Here is a 17457-nt window from a genome sequence, read left to right on the forward strand (position 1 = left end):
ACCGGGACGATTCGCGGCGGCGGCCAAGGCGGCAGCGGGTGCGGGGCGTTCCGGGGCGTGTCCTCACTCGCGTCCCCGCGTCGCCGCACCACGCGACCCCGCCCGTGCCTCCGCACCGCGCGACCCCACCCGTACTCCCGCGTCCGGGCGTTCACCTCGTCTCCGCGCCAACTGAACGAGGGGCGAAGCGGCGGGGGCGAGTTATGGCCAAGTGGTGAAAGCCGGTCACCCGCGTCTGCCTTGGTGCGGGAAGTTGTCGTAGTGTCACCTGGGTCAACACGCCTGCGCGCGTGGCAGGCGGGGGTCGGGAGGGGCGGACCGGGATGGCGGCGCAATTCGGGATAAGGCTGCGCAAGGGGGCCGCGGCGACGGCGGTGACGGCGGCGGTGATGGCGGCGCTCGCCGGTTCACAGGCGCCCGGCGCGGTCAAGGACCTGCCCGGCGGCACGGGCCACTCGGCCGAGGCGGGCGACCGGCTCCCGCCGAGCGACGACCACTACTACACGGACCTGCCCCCGATCCGCCCCGGCGACCCCCAGTCCTCGCACGACCTGCCGGGCACCCGGAAGCCCGGCGACAACGCCGCCGCCGAGGCGCAGGCCGGTATCCCCGCCACCGTGCTCGCCGCGTACAAGAAGGCCGAGGCGGAACTCGCCCGCACGCGCGGCGAGTGCAAGCTCCCGTGGGAACTCCTCGCCGCGATCGGCCACGTCGAGTCGGGCCACGCGCGCGGCGGGAAGGTCGACGCGGACGGCACCACGATCGGCAAGATCCTCGGCCCGCAGCTCAACGGGCAGGGCTTCGCGCTCATCAAGGACACCGACCACGGACGCTACGACGGCGACACGACGCACGACCGCGCCGTCGGGCCCATGCAGTTCATCCCCTCCACCTGGGCCGGAGCGGGACGGGACGGCAACGGCGACGGCATCGAGGACCCGAACAACGTCTACGACGCCGCCCTCGCCGCCGGCTACTACCTGTGCGGAGACGGCCGCGATCTCGCGACGAGCGACGGCATGCGCGCCGCGATCCTCAGCTACAACCACTCCTCGGAGTACCTCGCGACGGTCCTGACCTGGTACGACTTCTACCGCGACGGAGCCCACGAGGTCCCCGACGGCACCGGGCCCCTGCCCGGCCGCCCCCACCACCCGTCCGCGCCCAGCTCTTCGGCCCCGCCGTCGACCCCGCCCTCTGTGCGCCCCACGCCGCCCCGGCACAGCACCTCGCCCACGCCGCCGCACCACTCCACGCCCCCCGCGACGAAGCCGCCCAAGGACCCGGGCACACCCTCCACGAAGCCGCCCACCACGCCGAAGCCCCCCGCCGAGCGCGTCACGACCCTGACGAAGACCGGCCCCGCGACGCTCGCGACGCTCACCGGGCTCGACTTCGACGTGCGGCCCGCCGTGCGCGCCCTCGACCACGAGGGCAAGCCCGTGGCCGGGCTGAAGGTCACCTTCGGCCTCGTCGGCGCCACCGACGCCCGCTTCTCCGGCGCGAAGAGCGTCGTCGTCACGACCAACGCGAAGGGCACGGCGACGGCCCCGACCCTCACCGCGGGCAAGACCGCCGGCACGTTCACCGTCCGCGCGAGCCTCGCCTCCGGCAAGCCGGGCCCCGTCGACTTCGCGGCCACGGTCACCGAACCCGCCGCCGACACTCTGAAGCCGGTGGACGACAAGGCCACGTACGAGGCGAAGGCGGGCGAAACCTTCGAGAAGAGCCCCGACCTGGAGGCGAGCCTCGACGGGAAGACCGTCGCGGGCGTCCGCACAACGGTCACCGTCCTCGACAAGGACGGCGAGGAACTCGCCGAGAACACCGGCCCGTACGTCAGCGACGCCGAGCAGGAGAAGACCCGCACCCTCACCCTCGTGAGCGACAAGGACGGCGTCCTCCACCTGCCCAACCTCCACGCGGGGGACCAGCCGGGCACCTACGTCCTGCGGTTCACGGCGGGCAAGGCCACGGCCGACATCGCGCTGACGGTGACGGACCCGGAGCCCGCGGAACCCGGCGAGGGCGGCTCGGAGACCCCGGAGCCCGGCACGGGGGGCGAGAGCCCGGCCGCCTGAGACACGTCCGGACGGTGGTCCCGTCGCGAGCCGCGACCCGCGCGGGACCACCTCAGGGCCGCTCCGGCCAGGCGTGCTTCGGGTACCGGCCGCGCAGGTCCGCCCGCACGGCTCGGTAGCCCTGCTCCCAGAAGGACTCCAGGTCCGAGGTCACCGCCGCCGGCCGTCCCGCCGGGGACAACAGGTGCACCACCACCGGCACCCCCGCCACGCGCGGCGTTTGCCGCAGCCCGAACAACTGCTGCACCCGCGCCGCGAGCACCGGCGGCTCCCCGGCCCCGTTTTCCGGATAGGCGAGCCGCACCCGCCGCCCGTTGGGCAACTCCACGGACTCCGGCGCGAGTTCCGCGAACCGCCCCGCCTGGCCCGAGGCCCAGGGCAGCAGCCTCCGCAACGCCTCGGCGACCCGCACCCGCGCCAGATCGGCGCGCCGCCGCGCCCGCGACAACTCCGGCTCCAGCCAGTCGTCCGCCCGCGCGAGGAGCGCCGCGTCCGCCACGTCCGGCCACGGCTCACCGAGCACCCCGTGCAGGAACGCCATCCGCGCCCGCAACTCCCGCGCTCCCCGCGTCCACTCCAGGAGCCCGAGCCCCGTCTCCGCGAGCCCTTCGAGCAACGCGGCCCGCACGCGCGCGGGTTCGGGCCGCGTGAGATTCCGCTCCCGCAGCACGACCGCGCCGAGACGGCTCACCTCCCGGGCCCGTACGTCCCCGTCCGCCCAGCGCACCTCCTGCCCCTCCGCGAACAAGGGCGCGGCGGCCTCGCGGGCCGTCCGCTCGTCGATCGCCGCCGCGAGCCGTACGCGCGCCGAGGCCGCGCCCGCCGGACGGTCGGCGACGGCGACCGCGAGCCACGCGGCCTCGCGCAGCCGCGAGTCCCGCTCCGGCTCCGCGCCCGTCCCCGAGACCATGAGGAAGCCGCCGCCGCGCGCCCGCGCGACACGCTCCGGGTGCGCGAGCGCCGTCACGACACCGGCCGCCGCGTCCTCGCCGAGCGCGGGCACGGTGTCCCCCGGGTCCGCGCCCGCCTGCCGCAACGCCCCGCGCAGCCGCCGCACCTCCTGCCGCCACCGGCCCCCGTAGCCGTCGCCGCCCTGCCGGGCCCGCCGCAGCACGAGCGCCAGGTCGTCCCCGTACGCGCGCGGCGGCTCCTCGCTCAGCAGCGCCACGAACTCCGCGGCGAGCCGCCCCCCGACCTCGCCCGCGCCGTCGAGCAGCGCGCGCCCCAGGCGCGGGTGCAGCCCGAGCCGGGCGAGCCGCTCCCCGCGCGCCGTCGCCCTCCCGTCCGCGCCCGTCGCGCCGAGCGCCGTGAGCACCGCGCGCGCCGCCGCGAGCGCGCCCGCGGGCGGCGGATCGAGGAGCGCCAGCGAGGACGCGTCCGGATCGCCCCAGCACGCCGCCTGGAGCGCGAAGGACGTCAGGTCGGCGACGGCGATCTCCGGCGCGGGGAAGGCCGCCAGGCGGTGCTCCTCGGCCCGGTCCCAGCAGCGGTACGCCGTCCCCGGCGCCTCCCGCCCGGCACGGCCCGCCCGCTGCGCCGCGGCGGCCAGCGAGGCCCGTACGGTCGTGAGCGCCGCGAGCCCGCGCGCGTGGTCGACGCGCGGCTCCCGCGCGAGCCCCGCGTCCACGACGACCCGCACCCCCGGCACGGTCAGCGAGGACTCCGCGACCGAGGTCGCGAGCACGACCCTGCGCCGTTCACCGGGCCCGGCGAGCACCGCGTCCTGCGTCTCGGCCGGAGCGCGCCCGTGCACCTGGAGCACGTCGAGCCCCGGCTCCCCGGCGAGCAGCCCCGCGACCTTCGCGATCTCGCCGACCCCCGGCAGGAAGCACAGCACGTCGCCGCTCCGCTCCGCGAGCGCCCGCCGCACCACGGCGGCCACGTGCTGGAGCTGTGCGGGGTCCACGCGCAGCCCGTGCGGCGGCCGGAAGGGCCGCCGCGGCGGCGCCCACACCGTCTCGACGGGGTACGAGACCCCCTCCGCGCGCACGACGGGCGCGTCGTCGAGCAGCCGGGCCCAGCCCTCCGCGTCCGTCGTCGCCGAGGCGGCGAGCAGCCGCAACCCGGGCCGCAGCGCCGCCCGCACATCGAGGAGGAAGGCCGTCGCCGTGTCCGCGTCGAGGTGCCGCTCGTGGCACTCGTCGAGGACCACGACGTCCACGCCCGCGAGTTCCTGATCGCGCTGGAGACGCTGCAACAGGACACCGGTCGTCACGACTTCGACGCGGGTACGGGGCCCGGTGCGTTGCTCGCCGCGCACGCGGAAGCCGACGTGCTCGCCCACCTCCTCGCCGAGCAGCCACGCCATGCGCCGCGCCGCCGCCCGTACCGCGATCCTGCGCGGCTCCGCGACGAGCACCCGGCGCCCGGGCGCCCCGTCCCCGAGCAGCCCCGCCAGCGCGAGCGGCACGAGCGTCGTCTTGCCACTGCCCGGGGGCGCGGTGAGCACCGCCGTACCGCCCGCCCCCGGCCCGTACAGCGCGGTGGCGAGGGCGGGCAGGGCGGTGCGGACGGGCAGGGCGTCGAGCGCGGCGGTACGGATCACGGGGCCAAGTCTCGCAGCGGTGACGGGGCGCCCCTCAGGCGTCCTTCTCGCACACGAAGATCGCCGTGCCCGGGATGAGATGCCCGCGCAGCGGGGACCAGCCGCCCCACTCCTGCGTGTTCCACTCCGGCCACTCCGGCTCGACGAGGTCCACGAGCCGCAGGCCCGCGCGCACGACGTCGCGGACGCGGTCCCCGACCGTGCGGTGGTGCTCGACGTACACCGCCTCACCCTCCTCGTCCTCCTCCACATAGGGAGTGCGGTCGAAGTACGAGCCCGAGACGCTCAGCCCCTCCGGGCCCGGCTCGTCGGGGAAGGCCCAGCGCATCGGGTGGGTCACCGAGAAGACGAAGCGCCCGCCGGGCCGCAGCACGCGCCGCACCTCGCGCAGCACCCGCACCGGATCGGCGACGAACGGCAGCGCCCCGTACGCGGAACAGACGAGGTCGAAGGAGGAGCCGGCGAAGGGCAGCGCGCTCGCGTCCGCCTCGACGAGCGGGAAGCGCGCGGAGTGCTCCTCGGCGATGCGCAGCGCGTGCTGGAGCTGACGGTGCGCGAGGTCGAGCGCGACGGGACGTGCCCCCTGCGCGACGAGCCACCGCGAGCACTGGGCCGCGCCCGCGCCGATCTCCAGGACATCCTTGCCCGCGAGTTCCTCCGCGGGGCCGAGGAGTTGCGCCTCGACCTCGTCGAGCCCCTCGGGGCCCCAGACGAAGCGGTCGTCGCCGAGGAAGGTGCCGTGCTCGGCCTGGTACTCGTCCGCGTTGCCGTTCCACCAGCCGCGGTTGGCGCGGCTGCTCTCGGTGACGCTCGCGGCACGCCGCGTGGCGGTGACGGTCTCGTCCCCGGCGGCCTCGCCTGCCGGGTCGAAGGGGCTCTCGGGGGCTTGGATGATGTGCTCCATCGTCGTACTGTTCGCTCCAGCCGTCGCCGCCGCGTCCCCAAGGGGGCGCCGGGTGCCGGGAATGCGGGGATCGCCCTCGGGTGGGCGCCTTCGCGCATTGACCCTGTCCGGCTGCCCCCGTATGCTACAAGTTGCGCTGCGAGCCTGCGCTCCTCAGACCTAGCAGGCGGTGCTCGCATCTGTTGTTTGTCTCGCGGTTCGAGGCGGCCGGCCCCTGGGTGCGGCGGCCCCGTGCCGCTCGGGCTCCACGGTGCGAAATGGGCTCCAGCGCGAGCAGTGCCTACGACTTCAATGTCCGTACCGGAGCCCTTACCCACATGACGAGCAGCACCGAGACCACCGCCACCACCCCGCAGGTAGCGGTCAACGACATCGGTAACGAGGAAGCCTTCCTCGCCGCGATCGACGAGACGATCAAGTACTTCAACGACGGCGACATCGTCGACGGCGTCATCGTGAAGGTCGACCGGGACGAGGTCCTGCTCGACATCGGTTACAAGACCGAAGGCGTCATCCCCTCCCGCGAGCTTTCGATCAAGCACGACGTCGACCCCAACGAGGTCGTCAAGGTCGGCGACGAGATCGAGGCCCTTGTTCTCCAGAAGGAGGACAAGGAAGGTCGGCTCATCCTGTCCAAGAAGCGCGCGCAGTACGAGCGCGCCTGGGGCACGATCGAGAAGATCAAGGAAGAGGACGGCATCGTCACCGGTACCGTCATCGAGGTCGTCAAGGGTGGTCTCATCCTCGACATCGGCCTCCGCGGCTTCCTCCCGGCCTCCCTGGTCGAGATGCGCCGCGTCCGCGACCTCCAGCCCTACGTGGGCAAGGAGCTCGAGGCGAAGATCATCGAGCTGGACAAGAACCGCAACAACGTGGTCCTGTCCCGCCGTGCCTGGCTGGAGCAGACCCAGTCCGAGGTGCGCCAGACCTTCCTCACGACCCTCCAGAAGGGTCAGGTCCGCTCCGGCGTCGTCTCCTCCATCGTCAACTTCGGTGCCTTCGTGGACCTGGGTGGCGTGGACGGTCTCGTGCACGTCTCCGAGCTGTCCTGGAAGCACATCGACCACCCCTCCGAGGTTGTCGAGGTCGGCCAGGAGGTCACCGTCGAGGTCCTCGACGTGGACATGGACCGCGAGCGTGTCTCCCTGTCGCTCAAGGCGACGCAGGAAGACCCGTGGCAGCAGTTCGCCCGGACGCACCAGATCGGTCAGGTCGTCCCCGGCAAGGTCACCAAGCTCGTTCCCTTCGGCGCGTTCGTCCGCGTCGACGAGGGCATCGAGGGCCTGGTCCACATCTCCGAGCTGGCCGAGCGCCACGTGGAGATCCCGGAGCAGGTCGTCCAGGTCAACGACGAGATCTTCGTCAAGGTCATCGACATCGACCTGGAGCGCCGCCGCATCAGCCTCTCGCTGAAGCAGGCCAACGAGGCCTTCGGCGCCGACCCGGCCTCGGTCGAGTTCGACCCGACCCTGTACGGCATGGCCGCGTCCTACGACGACCAGGGCAACTACATCTACCCCGAGGGCTTCGACCCCGAGACCAACGACTGGCTCGAGGGGTACGAGAAGCAGCGCGAGGAGTGGGAGGGCCAGTACGCAGAGGCCCAGACCCGCTTCGAGCAGCACCAGGCCCAGGTCATCAAGTCCCGCGAGGCCGACGAGCAGGCCGCCGCCGAGGGCACCGAGGCGACTCCGGTCGCCGCGGGTGCCAGCGGTGGTGGCAGCAGCAGCGCCGGCGGTTCGTACTCCTCGGACACCGGTGACAACTCGGGCGCCCTCGCCTCGGACGAGGCGCTCGCGGCCCTGCGCGAGAAGCTGGCCGGCGGCCAGAGCTGAATTCCGCTTCGCGGCGGGGTGACTGCCGCGAACGGTAGGCAGTAGCAGTACGAAGTCCCGGTCCCCTTCCGGTGGGGCCGGGACTTCGTCGTACCCGTGACACGGGGAAGATGCAGGCGCGCCGACCGCGCCTCCACGAACAGCGAACGGCGCGGCTACCTCGCCGGCCCCACGCGCGGCCGGTCTCGTGCCGCTCAACGAGCCTGCGAGCGCAGGTACTTCGCGGGCGATCGGCACGGCCCCCGACGCCCGGTGCGGCACGGCGCGTTCTCCTCGGTGCGCGAGGTGGCCCAGGGCCTACGTCGACGAGCGGCCCCGGAGTGGTCCCCTCGCGCCGGGATTCCGGCCGGATGTGATCAAGTGTGAACAAGGAGGCGGCGCGGGGAATGATCCGCGCGCCCCTCGGCGTTCTCGTCCACGGAGTAAGAGAGGACCGGAGGGCCATACCGTGCTTGATCCGCAGGATTTGTACTCATGGGTGCCGAAGGGCCTGGCGGTGGTCGACACCGCGCTGGCCCAGGAGTCCGCCGGGCTCGTCATGCTGTGCCACTTCGACGGCTACATCGACGCCGGGGAGACCGGTGAGCAGATCGTGGAGCGGATGCTCGACACCCTCCCGCACCAGGTCGTCGCCCGCTTCGACCACGACCGCCTCGTCGACTACCGGGCCCGCAGGCCGCTGCTCACCTTCCGCCGCGACCGCTGGACGGACTACGAGGAACCGGCCATCGAGGTCCACCTCGTCCAGGACGCCACCGGCGCCCCGTTCCTGCTGCTCAGCGGCCCCGAGCCGGACGTCGAGTGGGAGAGGTTCGCCGCGGCCGTCGGCCAGATCGTCGAGCGCCTCGGCGTCCGCCTCGTCGCCGACATCTACGGCATCCCCATGGGCGTCCCGCACACCCGCCCCGTCGGCCTCACCCCGCACGGCAACCGCAGCGACCTCGTCCCGGGCCACACGAGCCCCTTCGACCAGGCCCAGGTCCCCGGCTCCGCGGGCGCCGTCGTGCAGTACCGCCTCGGCCAGGCGGGGCACGACATTCTCGGCATCGCCGCGCACGTGCCGCACTACCTCGCCCGCTCCGCGTACCCGGACGCCGCGCTCACCGCGCTCGAAGCCTTCACCGCCGCGACCGGGCTCGTGCTCCCGGGGCTCGTCCACTCCCTGCGCAACGACGCCCACCGCACCCAGACCGAGATCGAGCGGCAGGTCCGCGAGGGCGACGAGGAACTCGTCGCCCTCGTCCAGGGTTTGGAGCACCAGTACGACGCCGCGGCCGGAGCCCTCGCGCGCGGCAACATGCTCGCCGAGCCCGCCGACATCCCGACCGCCGAGGAGATCGGCCGCGAGTTCGAGCAGTTCCTCGCCGAACGGGAGGGCGACGCCTGAGGGCTGGGACGCTTGAGGGCCGGGACCCGAGGGCTGGGACGGCTGAGGGCTCGGGGGCGCCTGGCAGCCGGGGAAAGCGTACCGGGCCGCGCGCGGGCGCCCTCTCGGAAGGATCTAGGCTGCGCTCATGCACTCGGTACTTTCGGTAGGGCTCACCGGCGGGATCGGCGCGGGCAAGAGCGAGGTGTCCCGGCTGCTCGCCTCGTACGGCGCCGTGCTGATCGACTCGGACCGGATCGCCCGCGAGGTGGTCGAGCCGGGCACCGAGGGGCTCGCCGCGATCGTCGCCGCCTTCGGCACGGAGATCCTCGCTCCGGACGGCAGCCTCGACCGGCCGCGCCTCGGCGCCCTCGTCTTCGCCGACGAGGAACGGCGGCGCACGCTCAACGGCATCGTCCACCCGCTCGTACGGGACCGCTCCGCGGCCCTCCAGGCGGCGGCCCCGCCCGGCTCGGTCGTCGTCAACGACGTCCCCCTCCTCGTCGAGAGCGGCCTCCAGTCCCTCTACGACCTCGTCCTCGTCGTCGACGCGAGCCCCGAGACGCAACTGAGCCGCCTGACCGGCGACCGCGGCATGAGCGAGGCCGACGCCCGCGCCCGCATGGCCGCGCAGGCCACGCGCGAGCAGCGCCTCGCCGCCGCTGACCTCGTGATTCCCAACGACGGCACGCGCGAGGAACTCGCCGAGCGGGTGCGCGAGGTGTGGCGGTCGCTGGAGCGGCGTGCGCGCGAGCAGTCGCCGGAGCGGCGCCCGGCGGGGGACTGAGCGCCCACGCACTGGCGGGTGGGGATCGTACTGGAGGGTGGAGGACCGGGCTCGCCGGAGCGGCGAGCCCGGCGGGGGGACTGAGCGCACCCCGTACGGGGGAGGAATACGCGCGGGCGCTCGCGTGTTGCGCCCGTGCCGGGAGAGGAGGACCCGCTGTGCCCGCGAACAGCCCCGAGGACCACGTCATCGACTACCGCGCGGCCGAGCAGCTGCTCGCCGCCAAGGACCCGCGCGGCGCGATCAAGCTGCTCGACAACGTGATCGCCGCGCACCCCGAGAACACCTCCGCGCGCCTGCTGCGCGCCCGCGCCTTCTTCGCGGGGGCGCAACTGCGAGGCGCCGAGCTGGAGTTCAGCCTCGTCCTCGAACGTGAACCGGACAACGCTTTCGCGCACTTCGCCCTCGCCCGCACCTTCGAGCGCGCCAACCGCCCGGAGGCGGCCCAGCGCCACTTCCGCCTCGCCGCCGCCCTGGACCCCCGGCCGGACTACGTGCGGGCGGCCAGGTTCGGCGAGGCCGACGGGCTGGGACAGGGCTGAGCCGGGCTCCGAGGCGCCGGGAGTGGCCGGTCCTGGGGGGGCTCTGCGCAGTCGGTACGGGTGGCGGCGCGAGTGGTCGGCAGTCGGGTGGTCAGACGGGGCCGACTCGGCCGCTCGGCTCAGCGCCAGGGGGAGGGCGGCTGCCGTTTCTTGCGCAGCCGTACGGAGACGACGACGAGGTCGATCGTCACGAGCAGCCACAACGCCGCGCTCAGGGCGGCCCACCCCGGGTGACCGGTGAGGACGAAGGCCACGGTCGCCGCGATCGTCACCACCTCGCCCCACACACTGAGCGCGAGCCGCAGTCCCAGCGGGCTGCGCGCGGTGAGCGGTTCCGTGCCGCTGCGGCCGGGGGGCTCGGTGTTCGCCCTGGTCAGATGGCCACCGGCGGCTGCGGAGGTCCGGTGGTGGTGCACATGGTGCGTTCCAGCAGGCATGACTTTCACCGCTCCCTCGTAGGGGCTCTCTTTCCGGTGTACCTCGTTCGGGTGAGGAAGGGAAACGGGGAATCGGACCCGCCGACGAGCCGTTGCCCGGACAGGAGCGGCGCGCGAAGAGACGGCGCCGGGGGAGGGAGCGGGCGCATGGCGGGCGAGAGGACCACGACGGGGTACCGGCCGGGGTACGGGGCGAGCGGGCCGGGCGCCCTGACCCCGGACGGCTGCTCGGTCGAGTTGTACAGGCGGCTCCCGGTACGGGACGAGCCGGACGTCATCGCCGCGGTCGCCCCGCCCGGAGCGCGCCTGCTGGAGCTGGGCTGCGGCGCGGGCCGCGTCACCCACCCTCTCGTGGAGCGCGGCTTCGACGTGACGGCCGTGGACGAGTCGCCGGCGATGCTCGCCGAGGTGCGCGGGGCGCGCACGGTGTGTTCGCCGATCGAGGAGCTGGACCTCGCGGAGACCTTCCCCGTGGTTTTGCTCGCCTCCTTCCTCGTCCACGCCGGGGACCCGGAGGTGCGGCGCGGACTGCTGCGCACCTGCCGCCGCCATCTCGCGGAGGGCGGCGTCCTCCTGCTCCAGCGCGAGCCCGCGGACGCCCACGACAACCTCCCGCGCGAGCGCCACGAGCCGGGTTTCACGACCCGCATCGTCTCCTCGGTGCCGTACGCCGAGGGCGTCCGCCAGGTGCGCGCCGAGTACGTCTTCCCCGACGCGACCTGGACGCAGACCTTCCTCTCGCGCCCCCTGGACGACGAGGACTTCGCGGCGGCGCTCGCGGAGGAGGGGCTGCGCCCGGTGGAGCGGCTGAGCACGGACGGTGTCTGGTGGCGGGCCGTGGCGGCCTGAGCCCCCGGGGCGGGTGCTCGTGGTGCTGCGCACGGCGATCCGGAGCGTGTGCCGGTGTTCTCGCGGGCCGTGCCCTGTGCCCGCCGTGCGGCAGGCGGCGATCTTCGCGTGCCGCTGGGGGGCGTGCTCCACGACTCCGATCCTGACCGCGACCACGCTGTCCCTCGCCTGCGGCGGGTGAGTCCCGAGCCCGGGAGAGAACCTCAGAACGTGCGGGCCGTGGTCGGTCACCGGCTGGTGTGCCGCTCATGTCCGGGGGCCGCGCTGGCGAGGTGGTCGCCCTCAGCAGTTCGGGAGAGGCGCTGCGGCTGTCCGCGTTGCGGTTCCTGGCCGGGGGAGGGGCAGGGGTCAAGGGCCCGGTGGGCACGCACGTACTCGTCGTCGGGAGCGACCTGGGAACCGATGCGGGGACCGGTCGTGGCGCGGGTGCGCGTGAGGGCCACGGTGCGCAGCCTGGATGCCCGCTCGTGGGCCCAGAGGTTCGCCTCCCGCCGCCGGGTCATCACCACGTATCCGCCGAGCAGGACCGCGACGAAGACGATCAGCAGCACTTGCGGGAAGTGGTCGATCATCTGCCACTGGATCATGCGGTGGTCCACCGCCGTCGCGTCCCTGACCCGGTGCACCACCCAGGAGGGCCCGTTCAGGAGAATCACCGACGCGGTGACGAGGGTTGCCATCAGCGGGAGGGTCACCACACCGAGCAGCACCGCGCGGACCGCGCTCCGCCACAGCGCGGGCCGCCCCTCGCCCTCGACAGGCGCCAGCTTCAGCAGGAGGAGCCGCTTGCCCGGGGTCGTCCCGGTGAGCCAGGGCAGTACGACGGACCACACGGCGAAGACCGCGACCATCACACGGGGTACGGAACGGAATGCGCTGTACACATCCTCTGCCATGGCGACAGCCCCGAGGACGGTGACGGCCGAGACCCCGATCAGGTCGACCAGCAGTGCCACCAAGCGCCGTCCGAGGGTGATGGGCCGACGGGCCAGCGTCGCGTCGTCCGGTGTCTCCCCTGTCGGCAGCAGCCGGGCCAGCGGTCGGGCCAGGTACCAGCCCAGGAGCGCACCCGCGGTGTTGAGCAGCAGGTCGTCGACGTCGAACAGCCGGTAGGGGCACGGGTAGGTGCCCCATAGCGCGGTGCCCTGCGTGACCTCGAAGAAGAGGGAGGCGCCGAAGCCCGCGGCGATCGCGGCGGTGACGCCGCGCCGCAGGTGGCAGCGGACGAAGACGCCCAGCGGGAGCAGCAGGGCCAGGTTCAGGACCGCACCGCTGACCGCGGGGTTGTGGAGCACCAGCGCGTTCAGTGTGACCGTGTGGTGCGCCTCCTTCCAGATATCGCTGAAGGTGTTGCCCGGGACCCATTGCGGGTGGGCGACCGCCGCGAACCTCTTGCACATGTCCGCCGTCCGCGTCGGCAGCGGTACGAGCGTCAGGCACAGGGCCGTGATCGCGTAGTAGAGGAAGCCGAGGAGCGACAGGACGCGCCACTGCGGCATGGTGCCGTGGCGGCGGTACAGAACGACCGCTGTCGGGAGGAACAGCAGCAGCGCGAGGAGCGGGAAGAGTGCTGCCGCTGTCTTCATCGGCAACAGGTAGGCGGACGTCATGCGGGGCACTATACGCAACGGGTATACATGCAGTTTATAGATGCTTGAGCTTCTGGTTCGTCTGGAATGTGGGCGCTTGAGGGCTTGAGTGCTTGCGGTTTCCGGGGGTGCTGGCGGAGAGCAACACTCAGGTGTGCCAAATGCCCTCAAAGGTTGTCACGATTTGTGAGGGTTGCTCGCATGGGCTGGGCCGCCTGCTGGTACCCCGTCCAGGGGGCGGCCTGGGGTGCTCGGTCGCGCAGGACAAGCAGGGTCCAGCCGCGGTCGGCTGGATCGAGTGATCTGGTCGCGGCGGTGAAGAGTTCTGCGGGTCAGCGGTAAGAGAGCCGTCCTCGGCCTGTTACCTCAGCGGTACAGCTACCGGTGTGGGGCACCGACGGAGGTCCTTGGCCAGGACTGATTCCGCAGTTGGCACTCATCAGTGCCCCCGCTCGGAGATCTTTTCCCAGCGGGCCGGGACCCGCCTTGCGTGCCTGTACGCGGCCTGGCCGCCGCTCGGTATCGAAGGCGAAGAGCATTCGGATGCTCACCGTCCCACTGCTACACGGACGCAGCTCCCGCGTGTTCCGGTGGCGGCTCTTCTCGATCGCGCCGACCGCCGGGCGGCAAAGCGTCGGACGGTCGGCGTTTCCTGCCGGCGCGAGCTACATCGTGATGGCCGATCCGGAGGGAAGCGAGTTCTGCTGGGACTGGGCGACGGGGAACTTCACGCCGGTGAGGTCTTCGGAGACGGCCCACAGTCGCTGCTGGACGGCCACCTCGTACGACTGCGGGCTGGAGGTGACCAGCCGGGGGTGGCCCTTGATCTCGTTGCGTCCGCCGGGGCCGTAGTACTGGCCGCCGAGCGCGGCGGGGTCGGTGGCGGCGCGCAGAGTGGGCAGGGCGCCCATGGCCGGTGTCTGGCTGATCAGCGGCGCGAGCCAGGTGACGGGCAGGCGGAGCGCGGCGGGGGTGTGGCGGATGAGGTCGGTGTTGGACACGCCGGGATGGGCGGCGACGGCGGCGGTGGTGCCGTGCGCGGCGAGCCGGCGCTGCAGTTCGTAGGTGAACATCAGGTTGGCCAGCTTGGACTGACCGTAGGCGGCGGCCCGGCTGTAGGACCGCTCCCAGTGCAGGTCGTCGAAGTGGATCGCGGCCTGGATGCGGTGGCCGGTACTGCTGACGGTCACCACGCGTGAGCCGGGCACTGGCAGCATGAGATCCAGCAGTAGCCCGGTGAGCGCGAAGTGGCCGAGGTGGTTGGTGCCGAACTGCATCTCGAAGCTGTCGGCGGTCGTCTGCTTCGGGGTGTACATCACGCCGGCGTTGTTGATCAGCAGGTCGATCCGGTCGAGCCGGGAGTGCAGCGCCGCCGCCGCGGTCCGCACGGAGTCGAGCGAGGTCAGGTCCAGCGCCTGCACGGTCACATCGCCGGTCATACGGGCCGCGGCCTGCTTGCCCTTCTCCGTGTTGCGCACGGCGAGCACCACGGACGCCCCGTGCTCGGCGAGCGCCTTGGCGGTCTCGTACCCCAGTCCGGCGTTGGCCCCGGTCACCACGGCCACCCGCCCACGCTGGTCCGGAATGTTCGCCGTCGTCCACTTTTCACTCATGCCGGGCTCCGCCTCTTTAAGTACCGAAGGTATCTTGTGCCTTCGACGTTAAAGTACCTCCGGTACGTTGTCAACGTACCGGAGGTACTTAATCTAGACTGGAGCGCATGACTTTCCAGCGGGCGCGAACCGAAGAGCAGCGGGAGATCCGTCGACGGGCGATCCTCGACGTGGCGTCGGCGATGCTCGTCGAGATGCCGGTGGCCGCGGTCACCCTGAACGAGCTCAGCCGCCGGGTAGGCCTGGCGAAGCCGAACGTGCTGCGCTACTTCGAGTCTCGCGAGGCGGTGCTGCTGGAACTGCTGGACCGCTTCCTGCAGGAGTGGCTGACGGAACTGACAGGGGAGTTGGCCGCCGGCATCGACGAAGACTTCTCCATGTCCGAGCGAGCGGCAGCGATGGCCGAGATCCTCAGTCGCTCGCTGTCCGGCCGAATGGTGCTGTGCGAGCTCTTCGGCGCACAGGGCAGCGTCCTGGAGCACAACGTTTCCGTCGAGGTCGTAGCACGTTATAAGCGCGCCTCCCTGGACCGCCTGACAACGATGACCGCCCTGCTCCAGAAGCACCTGCCCGAACTGGACGAGAACGCCGCACTGTTCAGCCTGCAGACCCTGCTCATGGCCGGCGCGCTGTCGGCGTACAGCACGCCCCCACCCAGCCTGCAGGCGGCTTACGAGGCCGAGCCCGACCTGAAGCGCTTCCACCTGGATCCGAAGGACTACTTGAGGCAGGCCTTGACCGCAACCCTCCTGGGCGTGCTACCCCGCCGCTGACCGGCGTTGCACTGAACAGGACGAAACCTCTGTACCTCTTGAGCCGGCCGTCAAGCGCGCCGGACCTGGCCCCTACTCGGGCTCGGTGGGTGCTCGATTTCGGGAGGCTTTGAGCCGGCTGGCGACATGGCCGGCTCGGTCTCCCCCGTTGAGCTTGTACCAGGTGTGGGCTGTGCCGTCGGCGAGGCCGAGGAGATCGGCGAGCATCTTCCAGTGGACGGCGCCGACCAGGGCGGGCCGGGCCCCGTCGCGGGCCTTGCTGGTGCTGGGGGCCCCGTTGCGGGCCTTGCTGGCGCTGGGGATGCCTCGGCGAGTCAGTCGTCTCTGCGGAGTGTTGGAGGCCATGGGCTGGTCGGGTTGGAGGCCGGGGGGAGAGGCAGGGCGTCTCACGGGTCCTGAGCGGGGAGGCCGGCGGGCGTCGTTCGTTGATCAGATGCTGGAGCAATGCCGACAGCCGCGGCCGAAGCCGGAGCGGGTCTCGTCCGAGTTGCAGACCGAGGACGCCCGGCTCCTCTGGGTGGACCAGGACGTGTTCGGTCGTGAGGCTTACAAGTCGATCAGTTCGCAGTCCGTATTGCAGTACGAGACAGCCAGCGACGCGGTCGGTGATGTGGCTTCCGGATGAGAGGGCATTGGTGTCAACGCCCGGGTGGCTGTGGCCGGAGGGGTGCCTCAACCTGGCTCAAGCGGTTCCGTGTTCATCATGATCCGGGCCGGAGTGCTCGGCCGTGACCGGGACGCGTCCGGGGGTCGGTGCCCCCTCTGGTGCGTCTGCTCCTGTCCGTCGGAGTCTCCGACCTCAACCTCCTCGGCAGCCAGGCCCTCGCCGATCCGCTCCCGGCGCGGTCGGCGGCGGCGTCGGCCGGGAAGGCTCCGACGAGGGCTACGGCTACCCTTCTGCGCCGTTGGCTGCATAACCGCCACGTCACGTCATTGATCGCCCGCAAGAGAACAGACTCCAGCCAACGCCTCGGCCGACACCGCTGGACAAGCGAACGCCCTGTGGGCTGGCTCGGCCTTCACGAGCATCGCCTGCACACTCGTCTGCTACCGCCGACTCATCGATCGAGATGACGTGTTGGCGTGCTGGCCGTCATCGAACTGCTCGTCGTGAGCGCGCGGTGTCGTGGAAGTGCGGGCTGTGAGGCCGATGAGGCACCGGTCAAAGTCGACCGACGTAGGCGTCTCAGGCAGGTGCCGGCCGTCTTGGTGCCTCACCCGGGACTGCCGTTGCAGTACGTGATCTTCCGCTGGCCGTTCATGAGGACCAAGGGTTGGGTGCTGGGGGGCGGGACGTGCCGTGTGTCGTGTGCCGGATGCCGCGTGCGGGATGGCGAGGGCCGCGTGCCGTCGGCGAGGCGGTGCCGAGCGGATGCCGCCCCGGCTCCTTACTGGCGCCCGCCCCTCGGGCCTCGCTCGCAGGTTTCCTCAGCTTCGCTCTCGTCCCCTCTCCCACTCGTACGACGGTGGCTGCGGCAGCCCGAGCCCCGCGCCGCGCAGCCGTTCCATCTCACGCCGGTCACGTTTGGTGGGCCGTCCCGCGCCGCGGTCCCTGACGCCGGCCGACGCGACGGCCGCGCGAGGCGGCGGGGGCGGGCTGTTGTCCTCGTAGTACGTGACCGCGACGGGCGCGCCCACGCGCTTGCGGAGCAGGCCCCGTACGACGAGCACCCGGTCGCGCCCCTCGTGCCGCAACCGCACCTCGTCACCGACCCGGACGGCCGCCGCCGCCTTGGCCGGGGTGTTGTTGATCCGTACGTGCCCGGCCCGGCAGGACGCGGTCGCCGCCGACCGTGTCTTCACCATCCGCACCGCCCACAGCCACACATCGACCCGCACACTCCCGGACTCCGTCCCCACCTCGCTCACCATGCCCCCGAGCCTAGACGGCACCACCGACGGCGGGCCCGGGCCGGCGGGGCAGTACGCCAGGAGCGGACTACTCCGGACGGTCACCACGCTTTCGGGTGAGACGGATTGTGACTTCGGCGAAGTTATCCACAGATTGAGGCGGGTGGCGGGGGGAGACGTCGGAGTGCTGGAAGAATTGATGCAGGGGCGCCCCCCTGGGAGGGCGGGGGACTGTCCTCAGCCGCGCGAAACTACCCTCCCCCCCATGCCCCACCCCTCACCCGC

At 72.3% G+C, this 17457-nt stretch carries 15 protein-coding genes and 1 pseudogene; 9 read left to right on the forward strand and 7 right to left on the reverse strand.

All coding sequences use genetic code 11. The features are described from left to right. The first annotated feature begins 323 nt into the window (after positions 1-323). Positions 324-2081, forward strand: a complete 1758-nt coding sequence (locus tag IF99_RS0126700; protein WP_031000269.1) for a hypothetical protein — start codon at positions 324-326, stop codon at positions 2079-2081. 52 nt (positions 2082-2133) lie between these two features. Here IF99_RS0126700 and hrpB read toward each other — a convergent pair whose 3' ends face one another. Continuing rightward, entirely contained in the window at positions 2134-4626 is a 2493-nt protein-coding gene (hrpB, locus tag IF99_RS0126705) for an ATP-dependent helicase HrpB (protein ID WP_031000271.1), read from the reverse strand. A 34-nt stretch (positions 4627-4660) separates the two neighbouring features. Next, entirely contained in the window at positions 4661-5530 is an 870-nt protein-coding gene (locus tag IF99_RS0126710; protein ID WP_031000273.1) for a class I SAM-dependent methyltransferase, read from the reverse strand. A gap of 317 nt (positions 5531-5847) precedes the next feature. Between IF99_RS0126710 and rpsA the strand changes: the two genes are divergently transcribed. The 4 genes from rpsA (at position 5848) to IF99_RS0126730 (ending at position 10060) form a co-directional block, all read left to right on the forward strand. Continuing rightward, positions 5848-7365, forward strand: coding sequence for a 30S ribosomal protein S1 (gene rpsA, locus IF99_RS0126715; RefSeq protein ID WP_031000275.1), 1518 nt, complete (start codon positions 5848-5850; stop codon positions 7363-7365). Positions 7366-7813: 448 nt separating this feature from the next. Further along, a complete protein-coding gene (locus IF99_RS0126720) occupies positions 7814-8752 on the forward strand; it encodes a PAC2 family protein (protein WP_031000277.1) in 939 nt (312 codons plus the stop codon). A 127-nt stretch (positions 8753-8879) separates the two neighbouring features. After that, positions 8880-9518, forward strand: a complete 639-nt coding sequence (gene coaE / locus IF99_RS0126725; RefSeq protein WP_031000279.1) for a dephospho-CoA kinase — start codon at positions 8880-8882, stop codon at positions 9516-9518. A 158-nt stretch (positions 9519-9676) separates the two neighbouring features. Next, a complete protein-coding gene (locus IF99_RS0126730) occupies positions 9677-10060 on the forward strand; it encodes a tetratricopeptide repeat protein (protein WP_031000281.1) in 384 nt (127 codons plus the stop codon). Positions 10061-10179: 119 nt separating this feature from the next. Here the strand turns inward: IF99_RS0126730 and IF99_RS0126735 are convergent, their stop codons facing one another. Beyond that, positions 10180-10497, reverse strand: coding sequence for a DUF6343 family protein (locus IF99_RS0126735; RefSeq protein ID WP_031000283.1), 318 nt, complete (start codon positions 10495-10497; stop codon positions 10180-10182). Between the two features lie 147 nt (positions 10498-10644). Between IF99_RS0126735 and IF99_RS0126740 the strand changes: the two genes are divergently transcribed. Further along, positions 10645-11346 (forward strand): class I SAM-dependent methyltransferase, encoded by a 702-nt coding sequence (locus tag IF99_RS0126740; RefSeq protein WP_031000285.1) that lies wholly within the window; start codon positions 10645-10647, stop codon positions 11344-11346. Positions 11347-11573: 227 nt separating this feature from the next. On the opposite strand, the gene IF99_RS0126750 is transcribed toward IF99_RS0126740, so the two are convergent. Further along, complete coding sequence (locus IF99_RS0126750; RefSeq protein ID WP_031000287.1) at positions 11574-12956, reverse strand: VanZ family protein; 1383 nt, start codon at positions 12954-12956, stop codon at positions 11574-11576. Between the two features lie 644 nt (positions 12957-13600). Continuing rightward, the gene (locus tag IF99_RS0126755; RefSeq protein ID WP_031000288.1) at positions 13601-14548 is read right to left on the reverse strand and encodes an SDR family NAD(P)-dependent oxidoreductase; all 948 of its coding nucleotides are present in this window, start codon (positions 14546-14548) and stop codon (positions 13601-13603) included. A gap of 107 nt (positions 14549-14655) precedes the next feature. Between IF99_RS0126755 and IF99_RS0126760 the strand changes: the two genes are divergently transcribed. Beyond that, the gene (locus tag IF99_RS0126760) at positions 14656-15321 is read left to right on the forward strand and encodes a TetR/AcrR family transcriptional regulator (protein WP_031000291.1); all 666 of its coding nucleotides are present in this window, start codon (positions 14656-14658) and stop codon (positions 15319-15321) included. Positions 15322-15393: 72 nt separating this feature from the next. Here IF99_RS0126760 and IF99_RS34165 read toward each other — a convergent pair whose 3' ends face one another. Next, the gene (locus tag IF99_RS34165) at positions 15394-15666 is read right to left on the reverse strand and encodes a hypothetical protein (RefSeq protein ID WP_158716664.1); all 273 of its coding nucleotides are present in this window, start codon (positions 15664-15666) and stop codon (positions 15394-15396) included. A gap of 88 nt (positions 15667-15754) precedes the next feature. Between IF99_RS34165 and IF99_RS34170 the strand changes: the two genes are divergently transcribed. Further along, the gene (locus tag IF99_RS34170; protein WP_158716665.1) at positions 15755-15946 is read left to right on the forward strand and encodes a hypothetical protein; all 192 of its coding nucleotides are present in this window, start codon (positions 15755-15757) and stop codon (positions 15944-15946) included. A 146-nt stretch (positions 15947-16092) separates the two neighbouring features. Next, positions 16093-16435: pseudogene (locus IF99_RS35220) on the forward strand (hypothetical protein); the annotation flags it as partial. A gap of 314 nt (positions 16436-16749) precedes the next feature. On the opposite strand, the gene IF99_RS0126770 reads toward IF99_RS35220, so the two are convergent. Then, positions 16750-17217: an RNA-binding S4 domain-containing protein gene (locus tag IF99_RS0126770; RefSeq protein WP_420705724.1), complete on the reverse strand. Its 468-nt coding sequence runs from the start codon at positions 17215-17217 to the stop codon at positions 16750-16752. Positions 17218-17457 lie beyond the last annotated feature (240 nt).

The sequence above is a fragment of the Streptomyces sp. NRRL F-5630 genome (genome assembly GCF_000719475.1).
Classification (GTDB): domain Bacteria; phylum Actinomycetota; class Actinomycetes; order Streptomycetales; family Streptomycetaceae; genus Streptomyces.